19 protein-coding genes are annotated in these 19639 nt (G+C 68.3%); 12 read left to right on the top strand and 7 right to left on the bottom strand.

Going from position 1 to position 19639, the window contains the following annotated elements:
* Nucleotides 1-35: 35 nt before the first annotated feature.
* The 3 genes from EES48_RS01895 to EES48_RS01890 form a co-directional block, all read right to left on the bottom strand.
* Complete coding sequence (locus EES48_RS01895; protein ID WP_205679321.1) at nucleotides 36-1373, bottom strand: hemolysin family protein; 1338 nt, start codon at nucleotides 1371-1373, stop codon at nucleotides 36-38.
* A gap of 86 nt (nucleotides 1374-1459) precedes the next feature.
* Entirely contained in the window at nucleotides 1460-1585 is a 126-nt protein-coding gene (locus EES48_RS15220) for a hypothetical protein (protein WP_276309572.1), read from the bottom strand.
* An 86-nt stretch (nucleotides 1586-1671) separates the two neighbouring features.
* A complete protein-coding gene (locus EES48_RS01890) occupies nucleotides 1672-2268 on the bottom strand; it encodes a DUF4126 domain-containing protein (protein WP_122464683.1) in 597 nt (198 codons plus the stop codon).
* A 69-nt stretch (nucleotides 2269-2337) separates the two neighbouring features.
* On the opposite strand from EES48_RS01890, the gene purT reads away from it, so the two are divergent.
* Complete coding sequence (gene purT, locus EES48_RS01885) at nucleotides 2338-3552, top strand: formate-dependent phosphoribosylglycinamide formyltransferase (RefSeq protein WP_122464682.1); 1215 nt, start codon at nucleotides 2338-2340, stop codon at nucleotides 3550-3552.
* Here the strand turns inward: purT and EES48_RS01880 are convergent.
* Nucleotides 3542-4783, bottom strand: a complete 1242-nt coding sequence (locus tag EES48_RS01880) for a S41 family peptidase (protein ID WP_122464681.1) — start codon at nucleotides 4781-4783, stop codon at nucleotides 3542-3544. The genes purT and EES48_RS01880 overlap by 11 nt on opposite strands.
* Nucleotides 4784-4835: 52 nt before the next feature.
* Nucleotides 4836-6071, bottom strand: a complete 1236-nt coding sequence (locus EES48_RS01875; protein WP_122464680.1) for a S41 family peptidase — start codon at nucleotides 6069-6071, stop codon at nucleotides 4836-4838.
* A gap of 172 nt (nucleotides 6072-6243) precedes the next feature.
* Here EES48_RS01875 and gap point away from each other — a divergent pair, with 172 nt between their 5' ends.
* The 11 genes from gap to rpoH all read left to right on the top strand — a co-directional run bounded on the left by gap (nucleotide 6244) and on the right by rpoH (nucleotide 17438).
* Nucleotides 6244-7251: a type I glyceraldehyde-3-phosphate dehydrogenase gene (gene gap, locus EES48_RS01870; RefSeq protein ID WP_122464679.1), complete on the top strand. Its 1008-nt coding sequence runs from the start codon at nucleotides 6244-6246 to the stop codon at nucleotides 7249-7251.
* Between the two features lie 435 nt (nucleotides 7252-7686).
* The gene (locus tag EES48_RS01865) at nucleotides 7687-8880 is read left to right on the top strand and encodes a phosphoglycerate kinase (protein ID WP_122464678.1); all 1194 of its coding nucleotides are present in this window, start codon (nucleotides 7687-7689) and stop codon (nucleotides 8878-8880) included.
* Between the two features lie 191 nt (nucleotides 8881-9071).
* Nucleotides 9072-9902: a TIGR02587 family membrane protein gene (locus EES48_RS01860; protein ID WP_122464677.1), complete on the top strand. Its 831-nt coding sequence runs from the start codon at nucleotides 9072-9074 to the stop codon at nucleotides 9900-9902.
* Between the two features lie 8 nt (nucleotides 9903-9910).
* Nucleotides 9911-10291 (top strand): hypothetical protein, encoded by a 381-nt coding sequence (locus tag EES48_RS01855; RefSeq protein WP_122464676.1) that lies wholly within the window; start codon nucleotides 9911-9913, stop codon nucleotides 10289-10291.
* Nucleotides 10292-10368: 77 nt separating this feature from the next.
* Nucleotides 10369-10932, top strand: a complete 564-nt coding sequence (locus EES48_RS01850; RefSeq protein ID WP_122464675.1) for a heme NO-binding domain-containing protein — start codon at nucleotides 10369-10371, stop codon at nucleotides 10930-10932.
* Nucleotides 10929-12758: an ATP-binding protein gene (locus EES48_RS01845; protein ID WP_162997956.1), complete on the top strand. Its 1830-nt coding sequence runs from the start codon at nucleotides 10929-10931 to the stop codon at nucleotides 12756-12758. Before EES48_RS01850 ends, EES48_RS01845 begins: the two co-directional genes overlap by 4 nt.
* An 84-nt stretch (nucleotides 12759-12842) precedes the next feature.
* Complete coding sequence (locus tag EES48_RS01840) at nucleotides 12843-13868, top strand: class I fructose-bisphosphate aldolase (RefSeq protein WP_122464673.1); 1026 nt, start codon at nucleotides 12843-12845, stop codon at nucleotides 13866-13868.
* A 90-nt stretch (nucleotides 13869-13958) separates the two neighbouring features.
* Nucleotides 13959-14975 carry an RluA family pseudouridine synthase gene (locus tag EES48_RS01835; RefSeq protein WP_122464672.1) on the top strand — a complete coding sequence of 339 codons (1017 nt, stop codon included), beginning with the start codon at nucleotides 13959-13961 and terminating at the stop codon, nucleotides 14973-14975.
* Nucleotides 14976-14986: 11 nt separating this feature from the next.
* Nucleotides 14987-15292: a GNAT family N-acetyltransferase gene (locus tag EES48_RS01830; RefSeq protein ID WP_122464671.1), complete on the top strand. Its 306-nt coding sequence runs from the start codon at nucleotides 14987-14989 to the stop codon at nucleotides 15290-15292.
* A 40-nt stretch (nucleotides 15293-15332) separates the two neighbouring features.
* Nucleotides 15333-16337 (top strand): ThuA domain-containing protein, encoded by a 1005-nt coding sequence (locus EES48_RS01825; protein WP_162997955.1) that lies wholly within the window; start codon nucleotides 15333-15335, stop codon nucleotides 16335-16337.
* 216 nt (nucleotides 16338-16553) lie between these two features.
* Nucleotides 16554-17438 carry an RNA polymerase sigma factor RpoH gene (rpoH, locus tag EES48_RS01820; protein ID WP_122464669.1) on the top strand — a complete coding sequence of 295 codons (885 nt, stop codon included), beginning with the start codon at nucleotides 16554-16556 and terminating at the stop codon, nucleotides 17436-17438.
* Nucleotides 17439-17456: 18 nt separating this feature from the next.
* Here the strand turns inward: rpoH and EES48_RS01815 are convergent, their stop codons facing one another.
* Nucleotides 17457-18263 (bottom strand): response regulator, encoded by an 807-nt coding sequence (locus EES48_RS01815; RefSeq protein ID WP_122464668.1) that lies wholly within the window; start codon nucleotides 18261-18263, stop codon nucleotides 17457-17459.
* 75 nt (nucleotides 18264-18338) lie between these two features.
* On the bottom strand, nucleotides 18339-19631 hold the full coding sequence (locus EES48_RS01810; RefSeq protein ID WP_122464667.1) for an adenylosuccinate synthase: 1293 nt from the start codon (nucleotides 19629-19631) through the stop codon (nucleotides 18339-18341).
* Nucleotides 19632-19639 lie beyond the last annotated feature (8 nt).

Raw genomic sequence — 19639 nt, 5'->3', positions numbered from 1 at the left:
CGGTCTAGGTCGGGCGACACTCGCGGCGGAAAGACCTAGTTGCCCTCGGCCGCCTGGGCCTTGGCGCGGGCTTCTTCTTCGGCCTTGACCACCTGACGGAACAACAGCTTGTCTATCCGGCGGTCATCCATGTCGATGATCTCGACCTCGAACCGGCCCAACTGCAGCATCTCGCCCTCGGACGGCACGCGCGACAGCTGATGCAGAACCAGGCCGGCGATGGTGTGGAAGCTCTCGTTGTCGCCGAAATCCTCGCCAAGCGCGTCGCCCAGCTCGTCCAGATCCGTCTGTCCGTCGACCATCCAGGTTCCGTCCTCGCGCTGACGGATGTGGTGCTCGGCGTCGTCGTGGCCCTCGTCGAAGTCACCGGCGATCATCTCCAGGAGATCGGTCGCCGTGACCACGCCCTCGAAGGCGCCGTATTCATCGACCACGAAGGCCATGTGCACCTTGGAGCTCTTCATGATCTCCAGCGCCTTCAGCACCGAGCTGGACTGCGGAATGAAGGCCGGGGTGGCGATGTGGCGTTCGACGTTGAACTCGCCGTTCTCCAGGAAGCTGTCGAGCAGGTCCTTCTTGTGGACCACACCGAGCGGGTTATCGACGTCGGCGTCCTTGGCCACCACGATCCGCGAATAGGGGCAGGCGCGAACCTCCTGGCGCAGCACTTCCTCGCTGTCATCCAAGGCGATCCAGAACACCTCGTGGCGTGGCGTCATCGCCACGCGCACCGCCCGGTCGCCCAACCGCAGGATTTCCTCGATCATCAGCTGTTCTTCAGGCTCGATCAGGCCTGCGGACGTGCCTTCCGCCAGGATGGTTTCGACCTCTTCCTGGGTGACGTCCGAACCATCCTTGTCCTTGACGCCCATCAGTTTCAGGATTCCCGAGGTCGAGGCCGTCAACAGCAGCACGAAGGGCTTCAGCAGCGTCGCCACGGCCGAGATCGGCGCCGACATCTTGGCCGCGATGGCCTCCGGAAAGATCAGGGCCAGACGCTTGGGCACCAGCTCGCCGACGATCACCGAAATGTAGGTGATGCAGACGACCACCAGGGCGGTGGAGAAGACTTCCGAATAGGCGGCGAGCGCGGGAAAGGAGCCCTCGAGGATGCGGTTGAGCTCGCCGGCGATGGCCGCCTGGCCGTAGGCGCCGGAGAGAATGCCGATCAGGGTGATGCCGACCTGAACGGCCGACAGGAACTGGGTCGGCTCCTCAGCCAGCCTCAGGGCCTTGCGGGCGCCCTTGTCGCCGCGCTCGGCGCGGCTCTGCAGCCTGGATTTACGGGAGGACACGACCGCGAGTTCGGTCATGGCGAACAGGCCGTTCAGCACCACGAGGAGCAGGACAACGGCAATGGCTATGGCGAGCATTTAGGGGGCTTGGAACCCGTTGCGCGGCGCGTCAGTCGGCGTCCGCTAGGCAAGCTTACGGCATGCGAACGGATTGCGCCATCGGCTTATCCTCCGAAGTCCCCGGCGGCGTAGGGTCCGCGCTCGACCTGCTGGCCGCCTGGAGCCGTGCCGCATGCCGACAAGCCGATGATCAGGCCAATGAACAGGCCGGTGCGAATAGCTCGCATCATGGTCAACAAATCCTTAACGTCCGGCCACGAACGTAAGGATGATCCGCCGGGTTCCCGCAAGTCGCTTCGCGCGGCGGGCGAGCCGATCAGGCGGCAGGTTTTGTTCGGAGGCCGTTGGCGCGTCGCCGCAACCAGCGAAAAAACCGCCAGCCCAGCCAGACCGTCAACGCCAGCAGGATCGGGATCAGCACGGGGGCGAGGAACGCCAGGACGACCAGCAGAAACGCCCAGACGTCCTCCATCAGGCTCACGGCCGGGTTGCCGACCCCGGCGGTCGAGGCGGTGACGCCCGGCCGAACCACCGCCTTGCCGCCGTGGCTGGCTAGGGCGACCGGAGCGGCGATCATCGCCAGGATCGGCGCCAAGGCCGGATCCGAGCCGCTGAACGAAGCCCACACCACCACCCCGCCCAACACAGGTCGGACCAGGGTCATGACCGCATCGGTGGCGCTGTCCACGGCCGGAACCTTGTCCAGCACGAATTCCGCGACCACGGCGAACCCGAGGGCGGTTAGCGCCGTGTTGGTTTCCAGCCAGGCGAACCGTTCACCGAAATCCAGCCCGCCGATGTCGAACCGCGCCATCACCGCCACCATCAGAAGGGGCAGAAAGGCCCGAAGCCCCGTGGCGGCGGCAAGGCCCAGTCCAAGGCACAGGGCGAGAAGGAGACCGACAGCGTCCATAGACGGTAACCTAGGCTGATCCCGTTCTTCCGTCTCCCGAAACCGTCGCGTCGCGGCTATAGGGCTGGGATGACCCAACCCACGCCCCGCCGCCTCGGTACGCCCCTGTCCCCCACCGCCCTGCGTGTCATGCTTCTGGGCTCTGGAGAGCTCGGCAAGGAGGTCGCCATCGAGCTGCAACGGCTGGGGGTCGAGGTGATCGCCGTGGATCGCTACGCCGACGCCCCGGCCATGCAGGTGGCGCACCGCAGCCACGTCATCGCCATGACTGACGGCGCGGCCCTGCGGGCCCTGGTCGAGAGTGAACGACCCCACCTGATCGTGCCCGAAATCGAGGCCATCGCCACCGAGGAACTGGAGCGGATCGAGGGCGAGGGTCTGGCCACGGTCATCCCCAGCGCCAGGGCGGCCCGCCTGACCATGAACCGCGAGGGCATCCGCCGCCTGGCCGCCGAGGAGCTGGGCCTGCCGACCAGCCCCTACGCCTTCGCGGGATCGGCCGAGGAGCTGGCGGCGGGCGCCCAGACCGTCGGCTATCCCTGTTTCGTCAAGCCGGTGATGTCGTCCTCGGGCAAGGGTCAGAGCTTCGTCGAGGACGCCGACCAGATCGCCTCGGCCTGGGACCACGCGGTCCAGGCCGGCCGGGTCGAGACCGCGCGGGTGATCGTCGAGGGCCGCATCGCCTTCGATTATGAGATCACCCTGCTGACCGTTCGCTCGCTGGGCCCGGACGGCCAGGTCGGCACCGACTTCTGCGCCCCCATCGGCCACCGTCAGGTCAAGGGCGACTATGTCGAGAGCTGGCAGCCCCAGCCGATGAGCGACGCCGCCCTCGCCCGCGCCCACGACATCGCCGGCCGGGTCACGGACGCGCTTGGCGGGCTTGGACTGTTCGGTGTCGAACTGTTCGTGAAGGGCGACGAGGTCTGGTTCTCGGAGGTCAGCCCCCGCCCCCACGACACCGGCCTGGTCACTCTGGCCACCCAGCGGTTCTCCGAATTCGCCCTGCACGCCCGCGCCATCCTCGGCTTGCCGATCGACGTCGCCCAAACCGCGCCCGGCGCCAGCGCCGTCATCTATGGGGGCATGGACGCCCGGGGTGTAGCCTTCGAGGGCGTGGCCGAGGCTCTGGCCGTGCCCGGCGCTGACCTGCGCCTGTTCGGCAAGCCAGAGGCTTACGAAAGACGGCGCATGGGCGTGGCCCTGGCCACCGGCGGGGACATCGATGAAGCCCGCGGGAGGGCTCGAAACGCCGCCTCCAAGGTCCGCGTCGTCAGCGACTGAAAGTATCGGCTTCGGCGGTCACGACCGCGATGGCGGCGTCGAGGGCGAGATCGTCGCCCCGCAGCACGGCGTCCCAGTCGTTGGGGACGGCAAGGTCCGGCGCGACGCCATGGCCTTCGATGCGATCGCCGTCGGGCGTGATCATGTCGATCATGCCGACGCTGAGCGCTCCACCATCCGGCAGATCGATCGTGCGCGTCCCGATCACCGCGCCGCGCGTGGTTTCGCCGATCAGTTTGCCGCGGCCTTCTTCACGGACCACCGCGGCGAACACCTCGGCGCCGCTGGCGCTGGCCGGACCGGTCAGCACCGCCACGGGTCCGCGATACGGCGTCGCGGACCCATCCGCGCGCCAGCGCCGGTTGATCAGTCGCCCATCCCATTCCGCGACCTCGATGCTGCGATCGAAGAGATGGGCCAGCATCAGGGCGGTGATGTTGAAATAGCCGCCGCCATTCGTACGAAGGTCGATCACCAGCCCCCGCGGCGGCGTCACGGCGAAGTCGGCGAAGAGACCATCCGCCCACTCCAGCGTCGGCGGGTCGAAATCGTCGAAGCGAACCACAGCCACGCCGTCGTCTCTGAGCTCATAGGATCGCCGTGGCCAGCTCGGCACCTCGGCGCCCACGAGGCTGTGGGTATGGCGGCGCCCATCGCGGCTCTCGAACACGAATGTCGTGGCGTCTCCCAGGCGAGCGCTGGGGCCAAGATGCGGCGGCCCGCCATCGATGCTGATGACCTGCCAGCCCGGCTCGATCCCGGCTAGCGCGGCCGGCGAGTCCGGCGTCACGCGCGAAACCCAGCGCGCGTCGCCCTCGGGACGCACCTCGAAGCCGTGACCGGCTGCCTGTTCTCCGCGTCGCCGGGCGACGATCCGCGCACGCGAGGTTGGGCTGTGGACATTGGTGTGATCGTCATTCAGCCGATCGATCAGCGCCTTGAGCCCCAGGTAGAAATCCGCCTCGCTCTCGGCGCTGACCACCTGGGCGCGTCGGGCCGCGGCCTCGGCCGGCCAGTCGAGGCCGCCGAAATCGCGCCGATAGAACAGGCGTCCGACATAGCTTGTAGCGGCGTCATAGACCCGAGCGTTCAGGGCGTGGCGCTCGGCCGACCCGTCCTGGGGCTGCACGGCCGGAGGCAAATCCTCGAGGCGCGCATAGGGAACCGACTGGCACGCGCCGAGCGCCAGCACGGTCGCCATCGCGAAGACGGAAAGACGGAAACGGTTCATGCGCGAACTTCGCCGCACGGCGGCCAGTCTGTCCAGCCGCCCGAAGGTCGCATCAGCGACGCGTCATTGTCGTCCCCGCAACCGCGCTCATACGCAGCGCCCCGATTGCCGCGTCCAGGCCCGGGTCGACGCCCGCGCGGCGCTGGTCCAGCGAGGTGGGCGCCGCGATGTCAGGAACGACTCCGTTCCCCTCAAGCCGCCGACCGCCGTGGGTCAGGAAGTCGGCGCGGCTGAGGCTCAGCTTGCCGCCATCGGGCAGGCGCGTCTCCTGCGAAATCAGCACCACGCCGGGCGTCCTCTCGCCGATCACCACGGCGCGCCCGGCTTCCTGAAGCGCCGCGGGGGTCAATTCGGCCGCGCTGCGGCTGCCGGGCCCGACCAGCACCACCAGATCATTGTCGAACGGCGTGTCGCGATCGCCGCAGTCGCCGTCCACTTGCATCACCTCAGGCTCGCGTCCGCGGAACCGCTGCACGGCCCAGGCCTGGCCGCGCGGCAAGAAGCAGGACAGCACCGCCTCCGCCTCCGCCAGCCGCCCGCCCGGATTGCCGCGCAAGTCCAGCACCAGATCCGTCTCGGGCGGCAGCTGCTCCAGGGTCGCCGCCAGCCAGTCGCCAAGGCCCGGCTCGAAAGCCTCGATCCTGAGCACGGCGGTGTCGTGGTTGGCCCAGGACGTCGTGAACAGCGGAATCGGGTCCATCACCCGCGGCGTCAGCGTCAGGTCGCTTAGCCTGCCCGTCTGGTCACGCAGCGTCAGGATGACCGGGACGCCGTCGGTGAGGATCAGGTCCGGGCGCCACGGCTCGCCGTTCATGGCCACCAGCGCCCAGCCGCGCTCCAGCCGCGCCTCGTCGGCGACCGAACCCTCGCGGATGTCCTCAATCTTCCAGACCCCATCGTTTTCCGGCGTCATCGATAGACCCAGCACCGCGCGACGGGTTCGGGTCAGCTCGCGATTGATCACACTGGCCGGCGACTGGGCATTGGCGTGCTGGTCCTTCAGCTCGCCCAGCATGTCGCGCAGCACGGCGTAGAGCTCGTCCGCATCGTCGGCCTCCAGGGCGCGCGGCCGATAGGTCTGGCGAGAGGCGTCCCAATCGAGCCCATGCAGGCCGGGATCGTAGTACCGCCTCTGGGTGTCGCTCCACACCGTGTCGAACACGCGGGCGTTCAGCGCCTGGCGCGCCGCCGGGCTGTCGGGCGTCGCCGCCACTGTCGCGCATCCGCCCAGGCCCGAACCGGCGGCGATCAGGCCGAACGCGATCAGGGCGGGACGAAACCTCAGCATATCAGGCCGATACGGCGGCTGGCCGCGATCGGCAAATCACGAGGTCGGCAGGCGTGAGACGCACGCGACGCCGCCTGTCGATCACGCGCTGTTTCAGCCCGGCCCTTGAATCCCGCCGCCGCCGGTTCCATTGACACTGCCGACCAGACATCCCGCCCCAAGGAGCCCCCCCATGCCCGTTCGCGTCGCCATCAACGGCTTCGGCCGCATCGGCCGCCTCGTCCTGCGCTCGATCGTCGAGCATGGCCGTCGCGACATCGAGGTGGTGGCGATCAACGACCTGGGGCCTGTCAGCACCAACGCCCACCTGCTGCGCTACGACTCGGTTCACGGCCGCTTCCCCGGCACGGTCGAGGCGGGCGACGACTGGATCGACGTGGGCCTGGGCAAGATCCGCGTGACCTCCGAACGCGATCCCGCGAACCTGCCGCACAAGGATTTGGGCGTCGACATCGCCTTCGAGTGCACCGGCATCTTCACCGCCAAGGACAAGGCCTCGGCCCACCTCAAGGCCGGCGCCAAGCGCGTGCTGATCTCGGCCCCCGGGGACGGCGCCGACAGGACCATCGTTTACAAGGTCAACCACGACAGCCTGACCGCCGACGACATCGTCGTCTCGAACGGCAGCTGCACCACCAATGCGCTCGCCCCCGTGGCCAAGGTTCTGCACGACCTTTTCGGGATCGAGCGCGGCTATATGACGACGATCCACGCCTATACCGGCGACCAGCCGACGCTGGATACGATGCACAAGGATCTCTACCGGGGCCGCGCCGCCGCCCTGTCGATGATCCCGACCTCGACCGGCGCCGCCAAGGCGCTCGGCCTGGTCCTGCCAGAGCTAAAGGGCAAGCTGGACGGCTCCTCGATCCGCGTGCCCACGCCCAACGTGTCGTGCGTGGACCTCAAGGTGGTGGCCGGCCGCGAGGTCACGGTCGAGGAGATCAACGCCGCGCTCCAGGCCGCCGCCGATGGCCCGATGAAGGGCGTCCTGGCTGTGACCACCGATCCGGTCGTCTCCACCGACCTGAACCACATCGCCGCCTCCTCCACCGCCGCCCTGCCCCAAACCCAGGTCGTCGACGGCAAGCTGGCCCGCGTCCTCAGCTGGTACGACAACGAATGGGGCTTCGCTACGCGGATGAGCGACACGGCGCTGGCGATGGCGAAGTTCCTGTAGGGTGACGGCTGCTGGGCGAACGACGGCTGTCTGCGCCGCCAGTCTTGCCGCCCTGTCTACCGGATGTGATCAATCGCTATCAGCGGTAGATCTCGTCCTTATGCGGGCAGAAGGTCCGTCGCCGTTCACAGTCACAGGCCCTCGAGCCACCCCGCCTCGGCTATACGCAGTGTCGAGCGAACAGGCTGATGCGGCTCTTCGGGATTGCACTCGTCAGCATTGGCGCTTGATCGGTGAGCGGAAGCAGCAAGGATTCGCTGTCGGCACTGGGCGGACCCTCGACTTTGCCTGCACCGCTCACGAGGTAACAATCTTGGCAGAGGTCCTCATTGACCCCGCAGTAGGCATGGACGGCGTGACCTTCGCGGCCTGTGGGCCTCAGGACTGTCCCGAGCCGGTATCCGCATTTCAACACGGTTTCGCGAGAACCAATCCATGACCTTCCGCACCCTCGACGACGCCCCAGACCTCGCCGGCAGGACCGCCCTCGTCCGGGTGGACTTCAATGTCCCGATGGAGGACGGGCAAGTCACCGACGACACCCGCCTGCGCGCCGCCGTGCCGACGATCCAGCGGCTGCGCGACGCGGGCGCCAGGGTCGCGCTGCTGGCCCACTTCGACCGGCCCAAGGGCAAGCGCGTGCCCGAGATGAGCCTGGAGCCGTTGTTGGACGACCTGTCCCGCCTGATCGGCGCGCCCGTCCGCTTCGCCAAGGACTGCGTGGGCGATGAGGCGAAGGCCGTACTGGCCGACCTAGACCCCGGCGGCGTCGCCCTGTTGGAAAACGTGCGCTTCCACCCCGGCGAGGAAAAGAACGACCCCGACTTCGCCCGCCAGCTGGCCGCCCTCGGCGACCTCTATGTCAATGACGCCTTCTCCGCCGCTCACCGCGCCCACGCCTCGACCGAGGGCCTGGCCCGCCTGCTGCCCGCCTATGCCGGCGAGAGCATGCGGCGCGAGCTGGAGGCGCTGGACCGCGCCCTCGGCAACCCGGAAAAGCCCGTCCTGGGCGTCGTCGGTGGAGCGAAGGTCTCGACCAAGCTGGACCTGCTGAAGAACCTGGTCGCCCGGTTGGACCGCCTGGCGATCGGCGGCGGCATGGCCAACACCTTCCTGTTCGCGCAGGGCGTGGACATCGGCGGCTCCCTGGCCGAGCGCGACATGGCCGACACCGCTCGCGACATCATGGAGGCCGCCCGCCGCGCCGGCTGCGAGCTGCTGCTGCCCGTCGACGTGGTGGTGGCCAAAGAGGTCAAGCCCGACGCCGAGGCCGGGGTGCGGGCGCTTGACCGCATCGCCGCCGATGACCTCATCCTGGACGCCGGGCCCGAGACCGTCGCGCGGCTGAAGCGCGCCATGGACCTGTCGAAGACGCTGATCTGGAACGGCCCCCTGGGCGTGTTCGAGGTCCCGCCCTTTGATAAGGCCACGGTCGAGGCCGCCCGCCACGCCGCCGAGCTGGCCAAGGCCGGCAAGCTGATCGCTGTCGCCGGAGGCGGCGACACCGTGGCCGCCCTGAACCACGCGGGCGTGGCCGATGACATGACCTTCGTCTCCACCGCGGGTGGCGCCTTCCTGGAGTGGATGGAGGGCAAGGCCCTGCCCGGCGTCGAGGTCTTGAAAGCCTGATTTCGGGTCTTTCCCCAGGGGAATGAAATTTCCCTTATGACGGGTGGAACCGGGGTCTTGGCCGGGGGTTCTCGCCTTGCGGCTCGCGGGACCTATCCTGATCGCGTGAGAACGCCGAGGCGGTCCGGCTCCCTCTCACGCCCCCCCGACGAGTCGGGTCGGACCGCCCCATTCCCCTCGCAAAGCGCCCCATGACCGCCAGCCCCGCCCTTGACGCCGAGGTTCGCTACGCCGGCGATCTGGCGCGCGGTTTCGGCGGCGCCCTGCTGTTCAGCACGCCGCTGCTGATGACCCAGGAGATGTGGAGCCTCCCGGCCGAGATGGCCCCCGCACGCCTCTTGCTGTTCGTCGCCCTGTCCCTGCCGCTGCTCTACGGTCTCGCCTATTACGCGGGCTTTCGATCAAGCGTCGGCGTCGTGGCCAATGCGCTGGACACCCTCGCCGCCGTCGCGGTCGGCTTCATCCTCGCGGGGGTGATCCTGACGATGTTCGGCATCATCGACGGCCGCGGCTCCCCGGCCGAACTCGCCGGACAACTGGCGCTGCAGAGCATCGCCGGAGCCTTCGGCGCCCTCTTGGCCCGCCGCCAGCTGGCCCCCGCCACCGACGATGGCGAGCCGGACGAGGACGCCGACGCCGACACCTACTTCGGTGAGTTGTTCCTGATGGTGGCCGGGGCCCTGTTCATCGCCTTCAACATCGCCCCGACCGAGGAGGTGATGCTGATCGCCCACATGATGTCGGGCTGGATGACACTGACGCTCGCTGTGGTGTCAATCGCCCTGCTGCACGTCATCGTCTACCGCATCGGCCTGCCTGGCCAGCATGAACACGACCGGCCGGTCCACGCCTTCTTCGCCTTCAGCGTGGTCGGCTACGCCCTGGCCCTGGCGGTGTGTCTCTATGTGCTGTGGACGTTCGGGCGACTTGATGGACTGCCGCCCCACGAGATGCTTTCGGTGGCCATGGTCATGGCGTTTCCCGCCTCCATCGGCGCGGCCGCTGCGCGTCTGCTGGTTTAGGACAGAGAATGGCCAAGTCCCGTCAGCACGAAACCCGCACCCCCATCCTGGAATGGGCCACGGCCGCCGTCGGTCTGGTGTGCGTGCTCGCGGCTCTGGGCGTAGTGGCGTCTTCCGCCGTGCAACCGCGCACGCCGCCCGCCCTCGACGTCCGGATCGTCTCGGTCGCGACCACGCCGCGCGGGTTCACCGCCGAGATTGAGGTCACCAATTCCGGCTCAGTCACCGCCTCGGGAGTCGAGATTGAAGGCCGACTCGGCGCCGAGACATCCGCCGCCACCCTGGACTATGTCGCGGGCGGCGGTCGCGAACGGGCGTCGCTCGCCTTTTCCGCGGACCCGCGACAGGGTGATTTCGACCTCGCCGTTCGCGCCTGGACCGAGCCCTGACGATCGGCGTTCGTCGCCGTTAACGGCGAATTGGTCGTTTCCCCTCAAGCTCGCGCGCGAACTACGGGGGATCGGCCATGAAGGGCGTCGTTTTCAATCTGTTGGAGGAAGCGGTCGGCCGCGCCTTCGGGCCCGACACCTGGGACACGCTGATCGAGATGTCGGGCGTGTCCGGCGTCTACAGCTCGCTGGGCAATTATCCGGACGAAGAGATCGAGGCGCTGGTCGCCGCTGCGGGCCAGGCCCTGTCGCTGAATCGGGACGCGGTCCTGCGCTGGTTCGGGGTCAACGCCATGCCGATCCTGGCCGAGCTCTATCCGGACTTCTTTCGCGCCCCCGATGCCCGCGCTTTCGTCGAGGGCGTCAACGACATCATCCATTCCGAGGTCAGGAAGCTCTACCCTGGCGCCGCCTGCCCGCACTTCCGCCTGCAGACCCATCCCTCGGGCGACCTGGTGATGGACTATCTGTCGACACGCAGCATGTGTGCGCTGGCCCAGGGCTTCGTCGAGGGCGCCGCCGCCTGGTTCGGCGAGAGCGTCGAATTCCAGCACACCAGCTGCACCCAGCATGGCGCGCCGCACTGCACCTTCCAGATCGCCTGGGGACCGGCCAAGTCCGAGACGGCCCAGGCGGCGTGATCCCTCCGCTCGGCAGCGACGAGTCCCCGAACCTCCAGATCGAGCGTCTGGAGCGCCGTCTGGCGCGCGAACGCGAGGCCAGGAAGGCCGCCGAGACCATCGCCGAGAGCAGCCTGCGCGACCTCTATCGCGAGCAGCAACGGCTGGCCCTGGTCGAGACCATCGCCACCGCCGCCAACCTCAGCGACCATCCCGATGAGGCCTTCGCCCTGGCGCTCAGGGCGATCTGCGATTTCACCGGTTGGCGCGTGGGGCAGGCCTATATGTTCGCTGACGCCGCGCCCGGCGGGCCTCTGGTCTTCTCGGGTGTGTGGCACGACGCCGATCCGGAGCTTCGCCGCGAGTTTCGGCAGATCTCCGACCGTCTGAGCTTCGACCGGGGCGAGGGGCTGCCGGGCCGGGTTTGGGCTTCGGGCAAGGCCTGTTGGATTCAAGACGTGGCCGCCGACCCAAACTTCCCCCGCGCCGAGCCGGCCAAGCGGGCGGGTCTGCACGCGGCCTTCGCCTTTCCCGCCCTGATCGGCGAGGAGGTTGGCGCCGTCCTGGAGTTTTTCCTTGAGCGACCCGCGCCGCCCGATGAGGTTCTGCTCAAGACGCTGGACCAGATCGGCGCCCAGCTGGGGCGCGTTGTCGAACGTCACCGGAATCGCGGCCGAACCCGCGCGCACACCTTGGCGCTGGAGGAGAAGACCGCGGCCGCCGAGGCCGCCAGCCGCGCCAAGTCAGCCTTTCTGGCCGTTACCAGCCACGAGATCCGCACGCCCCTGAACGCGGTGCTGGGCCTTTCCCAGGCTCTGCAGCGCGAACCTCTGACCGCGACCCAGCACGAACTCAATGACGGTGTTCTGGCCTCCGGCGAGATGCTGCTCCGCCTGCTCAACGCCGTGCTCGACATGTCCAAGATCGAGGCCGACAAGGCGGTGGCCGAGATGGGCGATTTCGACCTGCGCGCCAAGCTGGACAGCATCCTCAGCATCTGGACGCCGCGCGCCGAGGAAGCCAGCGTGCTGCTGACCCTGGACGCCGACCTGCCACAGGCCCGGATCCGCACAGATCAGGGCCGGATCGAGCAGACCTTGGTCAACCTCGTCTCCAACGCCCTCAAGTTCACACCAGCAGGCGGCGAGGTGCGGATCGGGGCCGCGCTGTTCGGTGACCGGCTGCGGCTCACCGTCACCGACGGAGGACCCGGCGTCGCGCCGGAGGATCGCCAGCGCATTTTTCAGCCCTTTGAACAGACCGACGCCGGGCGCGACGCCGGTGGGGCCGGGCTCGGCCTGGCCATCTGCGCGGGCAACATCGCCCTTCTCGGTGGTCAGATCGGCTGCGAACCCGCCGACGGCGTCGGCGAGCGGTTCTGGTTCGACGTCCCCGTCAGCGTGGCCGCGCCGATCGCAACGATCGCCATTGCGTCACCCGTCAACGCCACGTCCAATGACCGCGCGCTTCGCGTCCTGGCCGCGGAGGACAACGCCGGCAACCGTCGCGTGCTTGAGGTTCTTCTGGCGCCTGCCGGTGTCGAGCTGACCTTCGCCGAGAACGGCGAGGCGGCCGTGGCCGCCGCTCTGGCGGACAGTTTCGACCTTATCCTGATGGATGTGAACATGCCCGTGATGGACGGGGTCGAGGCGCTGCGCCTGATCCGCGTCGCCGAGGGCGAGGCCAGCCACACCCCGATCCACATGCTGACCGCCAATGCCTTCGCCGACGACGTCGCGCGCTACATGGCCGGCGGCGCCGATGGCGTGCTGACCAAGCCGATCCAGTTGCCGCAACTGTTCGCCGTACTCGAAACCTGCCTCTCGCCGGTCGCCCAAGCCGCCTGACGCGAGCCTGTAACAATGCGTGACTTCGGCGGCGGGCGGGGCTAGAGGATCGCCGCAACGATCCAGTGCTTGGGGAGAACGCTCATGGACCTTTCCGCTCTCAATCAGGTCGCTGAGGCCATGGTGGCGCCCGGCAAGGGAATCCTCGCCGCCGACGAGTCCACCGGCACCATAAAGAAGCGGTTCGACGCCATCGGGGTGGAAAACACCGAGGACAACCGCCGCGATTACCGCGAGCTGATGTTCCGCGCCGAACAGACCATGCGCGAGCACATCTCGGGCGTCATCCTGTTCGAGGAGACGCTGTATCAGGACGCCTCCGACGGAACGCCGCTGGTCGACATCATCAGGGCCGCCGGCTCGATCCCTGGCATCAAGGTCGACAAGGGCGCCTCCAAGATGGCCGGCTTCCCCGGCGAGACGGTGACCAAGGGGCTCGACGGCCTGTCCAAGCGTCTGCGCGGCCATTACGAGCGCGGCGCCCGCTTCGCCAAATGGCGCGGCGTTATCGAGATCGCGGACGGCATCCCGACCTGGGCCTGCGTCAAATCGAATGCCCATGCGCTGGCTCGCTACGCCCGCATCTGCCAGCAGGAGCAGATCGTGCCGATTGTCGAGCCCGAGGTGCTGATGGACGGCGCCCACGACATCGCCCGCTGCGACGAGGTCACCCGCTGGGTGCTCCAGACCGTCTTCGCCGAACTGGCCGAGCAGCGCGTGGCGCTGGAGGGGATGGTGCTCAAGCCCAACATGGTCATCTCCGGCAAGGGCAGCGTCCGCCAGGCCTCGGTCGATGAGGTCGCTGAACGCACCATCGCCGCGCTGAAAGCCACCGTGCCCTCGGCCGTCCCGGGCATCGCCTACCTCTCCGGCGGCCAGACCGACGAGCAGGCCACGGCGCACCTCGACGCCATGAACCGCATCGGCGGCTTCCCCTGGAAGATGACCTTCTCCTACGGCCGCGCCCTGCAGGCGGCGCCCCAGCGCGCCTGGGGCGGCAAGCCCGACAACGCCGCCAAGGCCCAGGCCGCCTTCCACCACCGCGCCCGCATGAACGGCCTGGCCTCGCTGGGCCAGTGGGAAAAGAAGCTCGAAAAGAAGGCGGCGTAAGCCACCGTCTCCCTGCGGGAGAGGGATTGAGCGCACGGCGGCGACGCCGCCGTCCTTGCGCGAAAGGGTGAGGGGTTTCACTGTCGGCCAATGGTCCCCCACACCCTCGGCGAAGACGATCCCGACGCCGAAACCCTGGCCGTCGTGCTCCCCCCCGACGTCTCCGGGCGGCTCGACAAGGCCTTGGCCGAAGCCGTCGCCGCCATCCGCTCCGAAATCTCGCGCGCACGGTTGCAGGCCCTGATCGCCGAGGGCCGCGTCACGGGGCCGGGCGGCGCCCCCGTCTCGACCTCGGCCAAGGCCCGGCCGGGGGATTACACCGTCGCCCTCCCCGCCCCGGTCGCCGCCGATCCCCGGCCCGAGAACCTGGTCCTCCCGGTTCTCTTCGAGGACGCTCATTTGATCGTGGTCGACAAGCCCGCCGGCATGGCGGCGCATCCGGCGCCCGGTTCGGAGACCGGCACCCTGGTCAACGCCCTGCTGCATCACTGCGGCGACAGCCTGTCCGGCATCGGCGGGGTGCTGCGCCCCGGCATTGTGCACCGGCTGGACAAGGACACGTCCGGCGTCATGGTCGCCGCCAAGTCTGACCGCGCCCATCAGGGCCTGACCGACCTGTTCAGCCGCCACGACATCGAGCGCCGCTACATCGCCCTGACGCGCGGCTCCCCCTCTCCGATCAGCGGCCGGATCGAGACGCGTCTCGGCCGCTCCCAGCATGACCGCAAGAAGATGGCCGTGCTCCGCTCCGGCGGGCGTGAAGCCATCACCGACTATCGCGTCGAGCGCGCCTTCGGCCGCCCCGCCCGCGCCGGCGGCGCGTCCCTGGCCGCCCGGGTCGAATGCACCCTGCACACCGGCCGGACCCACCAGATCCGCGTGCATCTGGCGTCGATGGGCGCGCCCCTGCTCGGCGACCCCGTCTATGGCTCCGGCGCCCCCGCTGCCCCCGTGCGCGCCGCCGTCGCCGAGGCCGGCCTGACCCGCCAGGCCCTCCACGCCGCCGTCCTTGGCTTCGTCCACCCGATCACCAGCGAGGCTCTGAGATTCGACACCCCACCGCCGCAGGACATGGTGACGCTCGAACGCCTCCTGACCGAACTCTGAAAGGACCCGCCATGCCCGATCCCGACATTCGCGACGACGCCGACGGCAAACGCTACGTCCTCGATGTCGACGGCGTCGAAGCTGTGGTCACCTACAATCTCAACGGCGAAAACCTGATGATCACCGAGACCCTGGTGCCCCAGGCGCTGGAGGGCCGCGGTCTGGCCAAACGCCTGGCCGTTCACGTCCTGGACGACGCCCGCGCGCGCGACCTCAAGGTCCTGCCGGTCTGCCCCTTCTTCGCCGGCTACCTCCAGAAGCACCCAGACTACGCCGATGTGGTCCATCCGACCTATCGCGGCATCCTGGGCCTCTGACCCATTTGACGCGCCCGGGCGCCGCGAGGCTAATGGAAGTATGTTGCGCACCCTCTCGCTCGGCCTGATCATCATGGCCCTCACCGCCTGCGCCACCCGCCCGGCCGCGCCAGACGCGCCTCTTCGCGTACTCTATCTGTCGCAGTCGGTCGGCTTCGTTCACGAGACCGTCCGCCGCCCCGACGACGACGTCTCGACCGGAGGCCTCGCGCCCTCCGAGATCGCCCTCCAGCAGATCGGCCAGGCCGGCGGCTTCAGCGTCGAGCTGACCCAGGAAGCCCGCGACATCACGCCGGCTCGGCTGGCGGAGGTGGATGTGCTGGTCGTCTCCACCACCGGCCCCCTGCCCATCGACCGCGCGGCCTGGAGCGCTCTGGTCGCCGCCGTCGAGGCCGGACGCCTCGGCGTGGTCGGAATTCACTCCGCCGCCGACACCCAGCTCGACTTCGAAGGCGGACGCGAAGCCTGGACCCGGTTCCTCGGCGGTCAGTTCGACGGCCATCCGTGGATGGAGGGTGCGCCAATCCGCCTGACCAACCTCGAGCCCGATCATCGGCTAGCCTCCATGTGGCCCGACGGAGCCGCCTACGCCGAGGAAATCTATCAGTACGAGGGCTTCGATCCCGCCTCGGTGCGCGTGCTGCAGAGCCTGGACATGCGGGGCGATCCCCTCAGGCGCGCCCACCCGGTGCCGGTGACCTGGATCAAGCGCATCGGTGAGGGCCGGCTCTTCTACACCAACCTCGGCCACACGCCCTCAACCTGGGATGATCCGCGATTCCGGGACCAGATCATCGCCGCGGTCCGATGGACCAGTGGTCATCTCGCCACCATTCCGGACGGCCCCAATGCGGATGCTCAGGACCGCGACGCCGTTCGCGCCTTCCTTACCGTAGAAGGCCTGCCGACCCGCGAAGCGACGACGCCCTCTGGCGTGGCCGACCAGATCCGCGCTTTGCAGGCGTTGCATCCCGAGAAAAGAGACGGCGACGCCACCGCCTACGACACCGCCCGGGCCGCGATCCGCAGCCGCCTCGGTTACTAAGTCTTGATAAAAGACCCACCCTCTGCTATACGCTCCTCATCGCCGGTTCAGGCCCGAACCTGAGACCGGAAAGTCACGGTCGCCCATCACCGTGACAATGTGCGCCTAACAATCGGCGCAACCGATCCATAGGTGTGCGGTTGAGGGGTGAAGGAGCCGGCGCACAGCCGTGGCCGTTCCGCCAAGCCCGCTCGTTTATCGGAGGGACCAAGGCCCATGGCCAACAAGACGCTCGCGATCATGTCGCCGGAACAGGGACTGTCGCGCTATCTCACGGAAATCCGCAAGTTTCCCATGCTCACCAAGGACGAGGAATTCATGCTGGCCAAGCGGTGGTCAGAGCATGAGGACCCCGAGGCCGCGCATCGATTGGTCACCTCCCACCTGCGCCTCGTGGCCAAGATCGCCATGGGCTATCGCGGCTACGGCCTGCCGATCGGCGAGGTGATCTCCGAGGGCAACGTCGGCCTGATGCAGGCCGTCAAGAAATTCGATCCCGACAAGGGCTTCCGCCTGGCGACCTACGCCATGTGGTGGATCCGCGCCTCGATCCAGGAGTATATCCTGCGCAGCTGGTCGCTCGTGAAAATGGGCACCACCGCCGCGCAGAAGAAGCTGTTCTTCAACCTGCGCAAGGCCAAGAGTCAGATTTCGGCCTTCGAAGAAGGCGACCTCCATCCGGAGCATCTCTCCGCCATCGCCACCAAGCTGGGCGTGTCCGAGGAAGAGGTCACCAACATGAACCGCCGCCTCGGCGGCGACGCCTCGCTGAACGCGCCTCTGCGCGCGGATGGCGAGAGCGAATGGCAGGACTGGCTGGAGGACGACACCGCCGTCTCCCAGGAGACCTATGTCGCCGAAAACGAGGAGCGCTCGATCCGCATGGGCCTGCTGCAGGAAGCCATGCAGGAGCTGACGGATCGGGAGAAGCACATCCTGACGGAGCGCCGTCTCAAGGACGACCCGGTCACCCTTGAGGAGCTGGCCGGCCAATATGGCGTGTCGCGCGAACGCGTCCGCCAGATCGAGGTCCGCGCCTTTGAAAAGCTGCAGCAGGCCATGCGCGCCGCCGCCGAAGAACGCAATCTGGTCGACGCCTGATCCAGCAAGCGGGCGGGTCTACCCCGCCCGTTTCAGGCTCTCCGGACCAGCCAGCGCCAGCACCGCCTGAACCGGCCCCGCCAGCGCGGCCCGGGTATTCGCGCCGTGCGCCATCGCCGCCTCGAGCGTGCTCGCCTCCACCGCCAGTGCGGCGTCTGACTGCTTCAGCGCCAGCGCCTTCAGGTCAGTCGCCTGGGCCCGGATCGCCCGCAGGGCTTGGGCCGGATCCTCGTCAAAACGAGCGATTGCCGATGCTAGAATCTGCATCGCCTGTTCGCGGGCATTGGCGGCCGCTTCGGCCGCCGTGCAGGGCGCCTCGCCCGACCGCTTCTTGGGCCCTTCGTATTCCGCCGAATTGAACCGTCGCCGATCCGGTCCGACGTAGCCCAGAGCCTCGATCCAGTCGCGCGGCTTCAACGCCACCGCCGCCACGCGCTTGGTCAGGTCGCCGGCGGTGAAGGGCTTTCTCAGAAACTCGTGCACGCCCGCGTCCCGGGCGCCCTTGATCGTCGAGGCGGTGGCTTCACTGGTCACCATCACGATCGGCGCGAACCGCGCCTCGAAGGTCGAGCGCCGGATGCGCCGGGCGAAGGTCTCGCCATCCAGGTTCGGACCCGAACGCTCGATGAAGATCAGGGTGGGATCGAAGTCCGCCGCGATCCTCAGCGCCACCACCTGATCCGCCTCAGTGACCACGTCCCGCGCGCCCAGGCTGCGCACCACATCGGTCAACAGCTTGGCCGCCGCCGCATTGGCGTCGACGATCAGCACTCGCTTCAGCGCCGGGGCCAGCTTGGCCATCTGTTGCGACGTCAGGGAAAACACGTGGGGCCCGCTCCGATCCGAAACCCCAGCCTGCCTCGCTTTGGGTAAAGATCGCGTTGAGGACGCCCGCTAACCTTAGCCCTGGAACGGGTCTCGCATCAGGATGGTGTCGTCCCGCTCCGGGCTGGTCGACAGCAGGGCCACGGGCGCCGCGATCAGTTCCTCGATCCGCCGAACGTACTTCACCGCATTGGCCGGCAGGTCCTTCCAGGACCGCGCCCCTTGCGTGCTCTCGGACCAGCCTTCGATCGTCTCATAGATCGGCTCGGCCCGCGCCTGGTCCTTCAGTCCCGCCGGCAGATAGTCGTAGGTCTCCTCGCCGATCCGGTAGCCCACGCAGATCTTCAGCTCGTCAAACCCGTCCAGAACATCCAGCTTGGTCAACGCGATGCCGTGGATGCCGTTGATGGCGATCGACTGGCGCGCAAGCACCGCGTCGAACCAGCCACAGCGCCGCGCCCGCCCCGTCACCGTGCCGAACTCGCGCCCACGCTCGGCGATGCGCTCGCCGTCCTTGTCGAACAGCTCGGTCGGGAACGGTCCCTCGCCCACCCGCGTGGTGTAGGCCTTGACGATGCCCAGCACATAACCGACCGACCGCGGCCCCAGGCCTGATCCCGCCGCCGCCTGGCCCGCCACGGTGTTGGAGCTGGTCACATAGGGATAGGTCCCGTGGTCGACATCCAGAAGCGTCCCTTGCGCCCCCTCGAACAGAATCCGCCGCCCCTCGCGATAGGCCCGGTCCAGCAGCCGCCACACGGGCTCGCCGGCGAACCGCAGCACCCTCGGCGCGATCTCCAGCAGCTCGGCCTTCAGCCCGTCCGCATCGACCTCAGCCAGGTCCAGCCCCTTCCGAAGCGCATTGTGGTGGGCCAGCAGCCGCTCGATCTTGGCGTCCAACGCCTCGGGATCGGCCAGGTCACCGACCCGTATGGCTCGCCGCCCCGCCTTGTCCTCATAGGCCGGGCCGATGCCCCGCCCCGTCGTGCCGATCTTGGTCGCCCCGGCCTGGGCCTCGCGCGCCTGGTCCAGGTCGCGGTGCAGCGGCAGGATCAGACAGGCGTTGTCGGCCAGGGTCAGGATCTCCGGGGTGATCGCCACGCCCTGCCCCTCGACCCGCGCGATCTCGTCCAGCAGCGCCCAGGGATCGACCACCACGCCATTGCCGATGATCGACGGCTTGCCCTGCACCACGCCGCTCGGCAGCAGGCTCAGCTTGTAGACCTTGTCCCCGACCACAAGCGTATGGCCGGCGTTGTGACCGCCCTGGAACCGCACCACCACATCGGCCCGGTTCGACAGCCAGTCGACGATCTTGCCCTTGCCCTCGTCGCCCCACTGGGCTCCGACCACCGCCACATTCGCCAAGACGAAAC

This window comes from Brevundimonas lutea (assembly GCF_003704105.1).
In the GTDB taxonomy this organism is placed as follows: domain Bacteria; phylum Pseudomonadota; class Alphaproteobacteria; order Caulobacterales; family Caulobacteraceae; genus Brevundimonas; species Brevundimonas lutea.
Note: the sequence above shows the minus strand (reverse complement) of the source record. Positions and strands in the feature narration are given on the sequence as shown.

What these genes read in the sequence shown, in the direction of transcription:
- EES48_RS01830 (WP_122464671.1), top strand. Translation starts at nt 14,987, where the DNA reads ATGCCCGATCCCGACATTCGCGACGACGCCGACGGCAAACGCTACGTC.
- EES48_RS01865 (WP_122464678.1), top strand. Translation starts at nt 7,687, where the DNA reads ATGACCTTCCGCACCCTCGACGACGCCCCAGACCTCGCCGGCAGGACC.
- rpoH (WP_122464669.1), top strand. Translation starts at nt 16,554, where the DNA reads ATGGCCAACAAGACGCTCGCGATCATGTCGCCGGAACAGGGACTGTCG.
- EES48_RS01825 (WP_162997955.1), top strand. Translation starts at nt 15,333, where the DNA reads ATGTTGCGCACCCTCTCGCTCGGCCTGATCATCATGGCCCTCACCGCC.
- EES48_RS01855 (WP_122464676.1), top strand. Translation starts at nt 9,911, where the DNA reads ATGGCCAAGTCCCGTCAGCACGAAACCCGCACCCCCATCCTGGAATGG.
- EES48_RS01835 (WP_122464672.1), top strand. Translation starts at nt 13,959, where the DNA reads ATGGTCCCCCACACCCTCGGCGAAGACGATCCCGACGCCGAAACCCTG.
- gap (WP_122464679.1), top strand. Translation starts at nt 6,244, where the DNA reads ATGCCCGTTCGCGTCGCCATCAACGGCTTCGGCCGCATCGGCCGCCTC.
- EES48_RS01850 (WP_122464675.1), top strand. Translation starts at nt 10,369, where the DNA reads ATGAAGGGCGTCGTTTTCAATCTGTTGGAGGAAGCGGTCGGCCGCGCC.
- EES48_RS15220 (WP_276309572.1), bottom strand. Translation starts at nt 1,585, where the DNA reads ATGATGCGAGCTATTCGCACCGGCCTGTTCATTGGCCTGATCATCGGC.
- EES48_RS01895 (WP_205679321.1), bottom strand. Translation starts at nt 1,373, where the DNA reads ATGCTCGCCATAGCCATTGCCGTTGTCCTGCTCCTCGTGGTGCTGAAC.
- purT (WP_122464682.1), top strand. Translation starts at nt 2,338, where the DNA reads ATGACCCAACCCACGCCCCGCCGCCTCGGTACGCCCCTGTCCCCCACC.
- EES48_RS01880 (WP_122464681.1), bottom strand. Translation starts at nt 4,783, where the DNA reads ATGAACCGTTTCCGTCTTTCCGTCTTCGCGATGGCGACCGTGCTGGCG.
- EES48_RS01840 (WP_122464673.1), top strand. Translation starts at nt 12,843, where the DNA reads ATGGACCTTTCCGCTCTCAATCAGGTCGCTGAGGCCATGGTGGCGCCC.
- EES48_RS01860 (WP_122464677.1), top strand. Translation starts at nt 9,072, where the DNA reads ATGACCGCCAGCCCCGCCCTTGACGCCGAGGTTCGCTACGCCGGCGAT.
- EES48_RS01875 (WP_122464680.1), bottom strand. Translation starts at nt 6,071, where the DNA reads ATGCTGAGGTTTCGTCCCGCCCTGATCGCGTTCGGCCTGATCGCCGCC.
- EES48_RS01890 (WP_122464683.1), bottom strand. Translation starts at nt 2,268, where the DNA reads ATGGACGCTGTCGGTCTCCTTCTCGCCCTGTGCCTTGGACTGGGCCTT.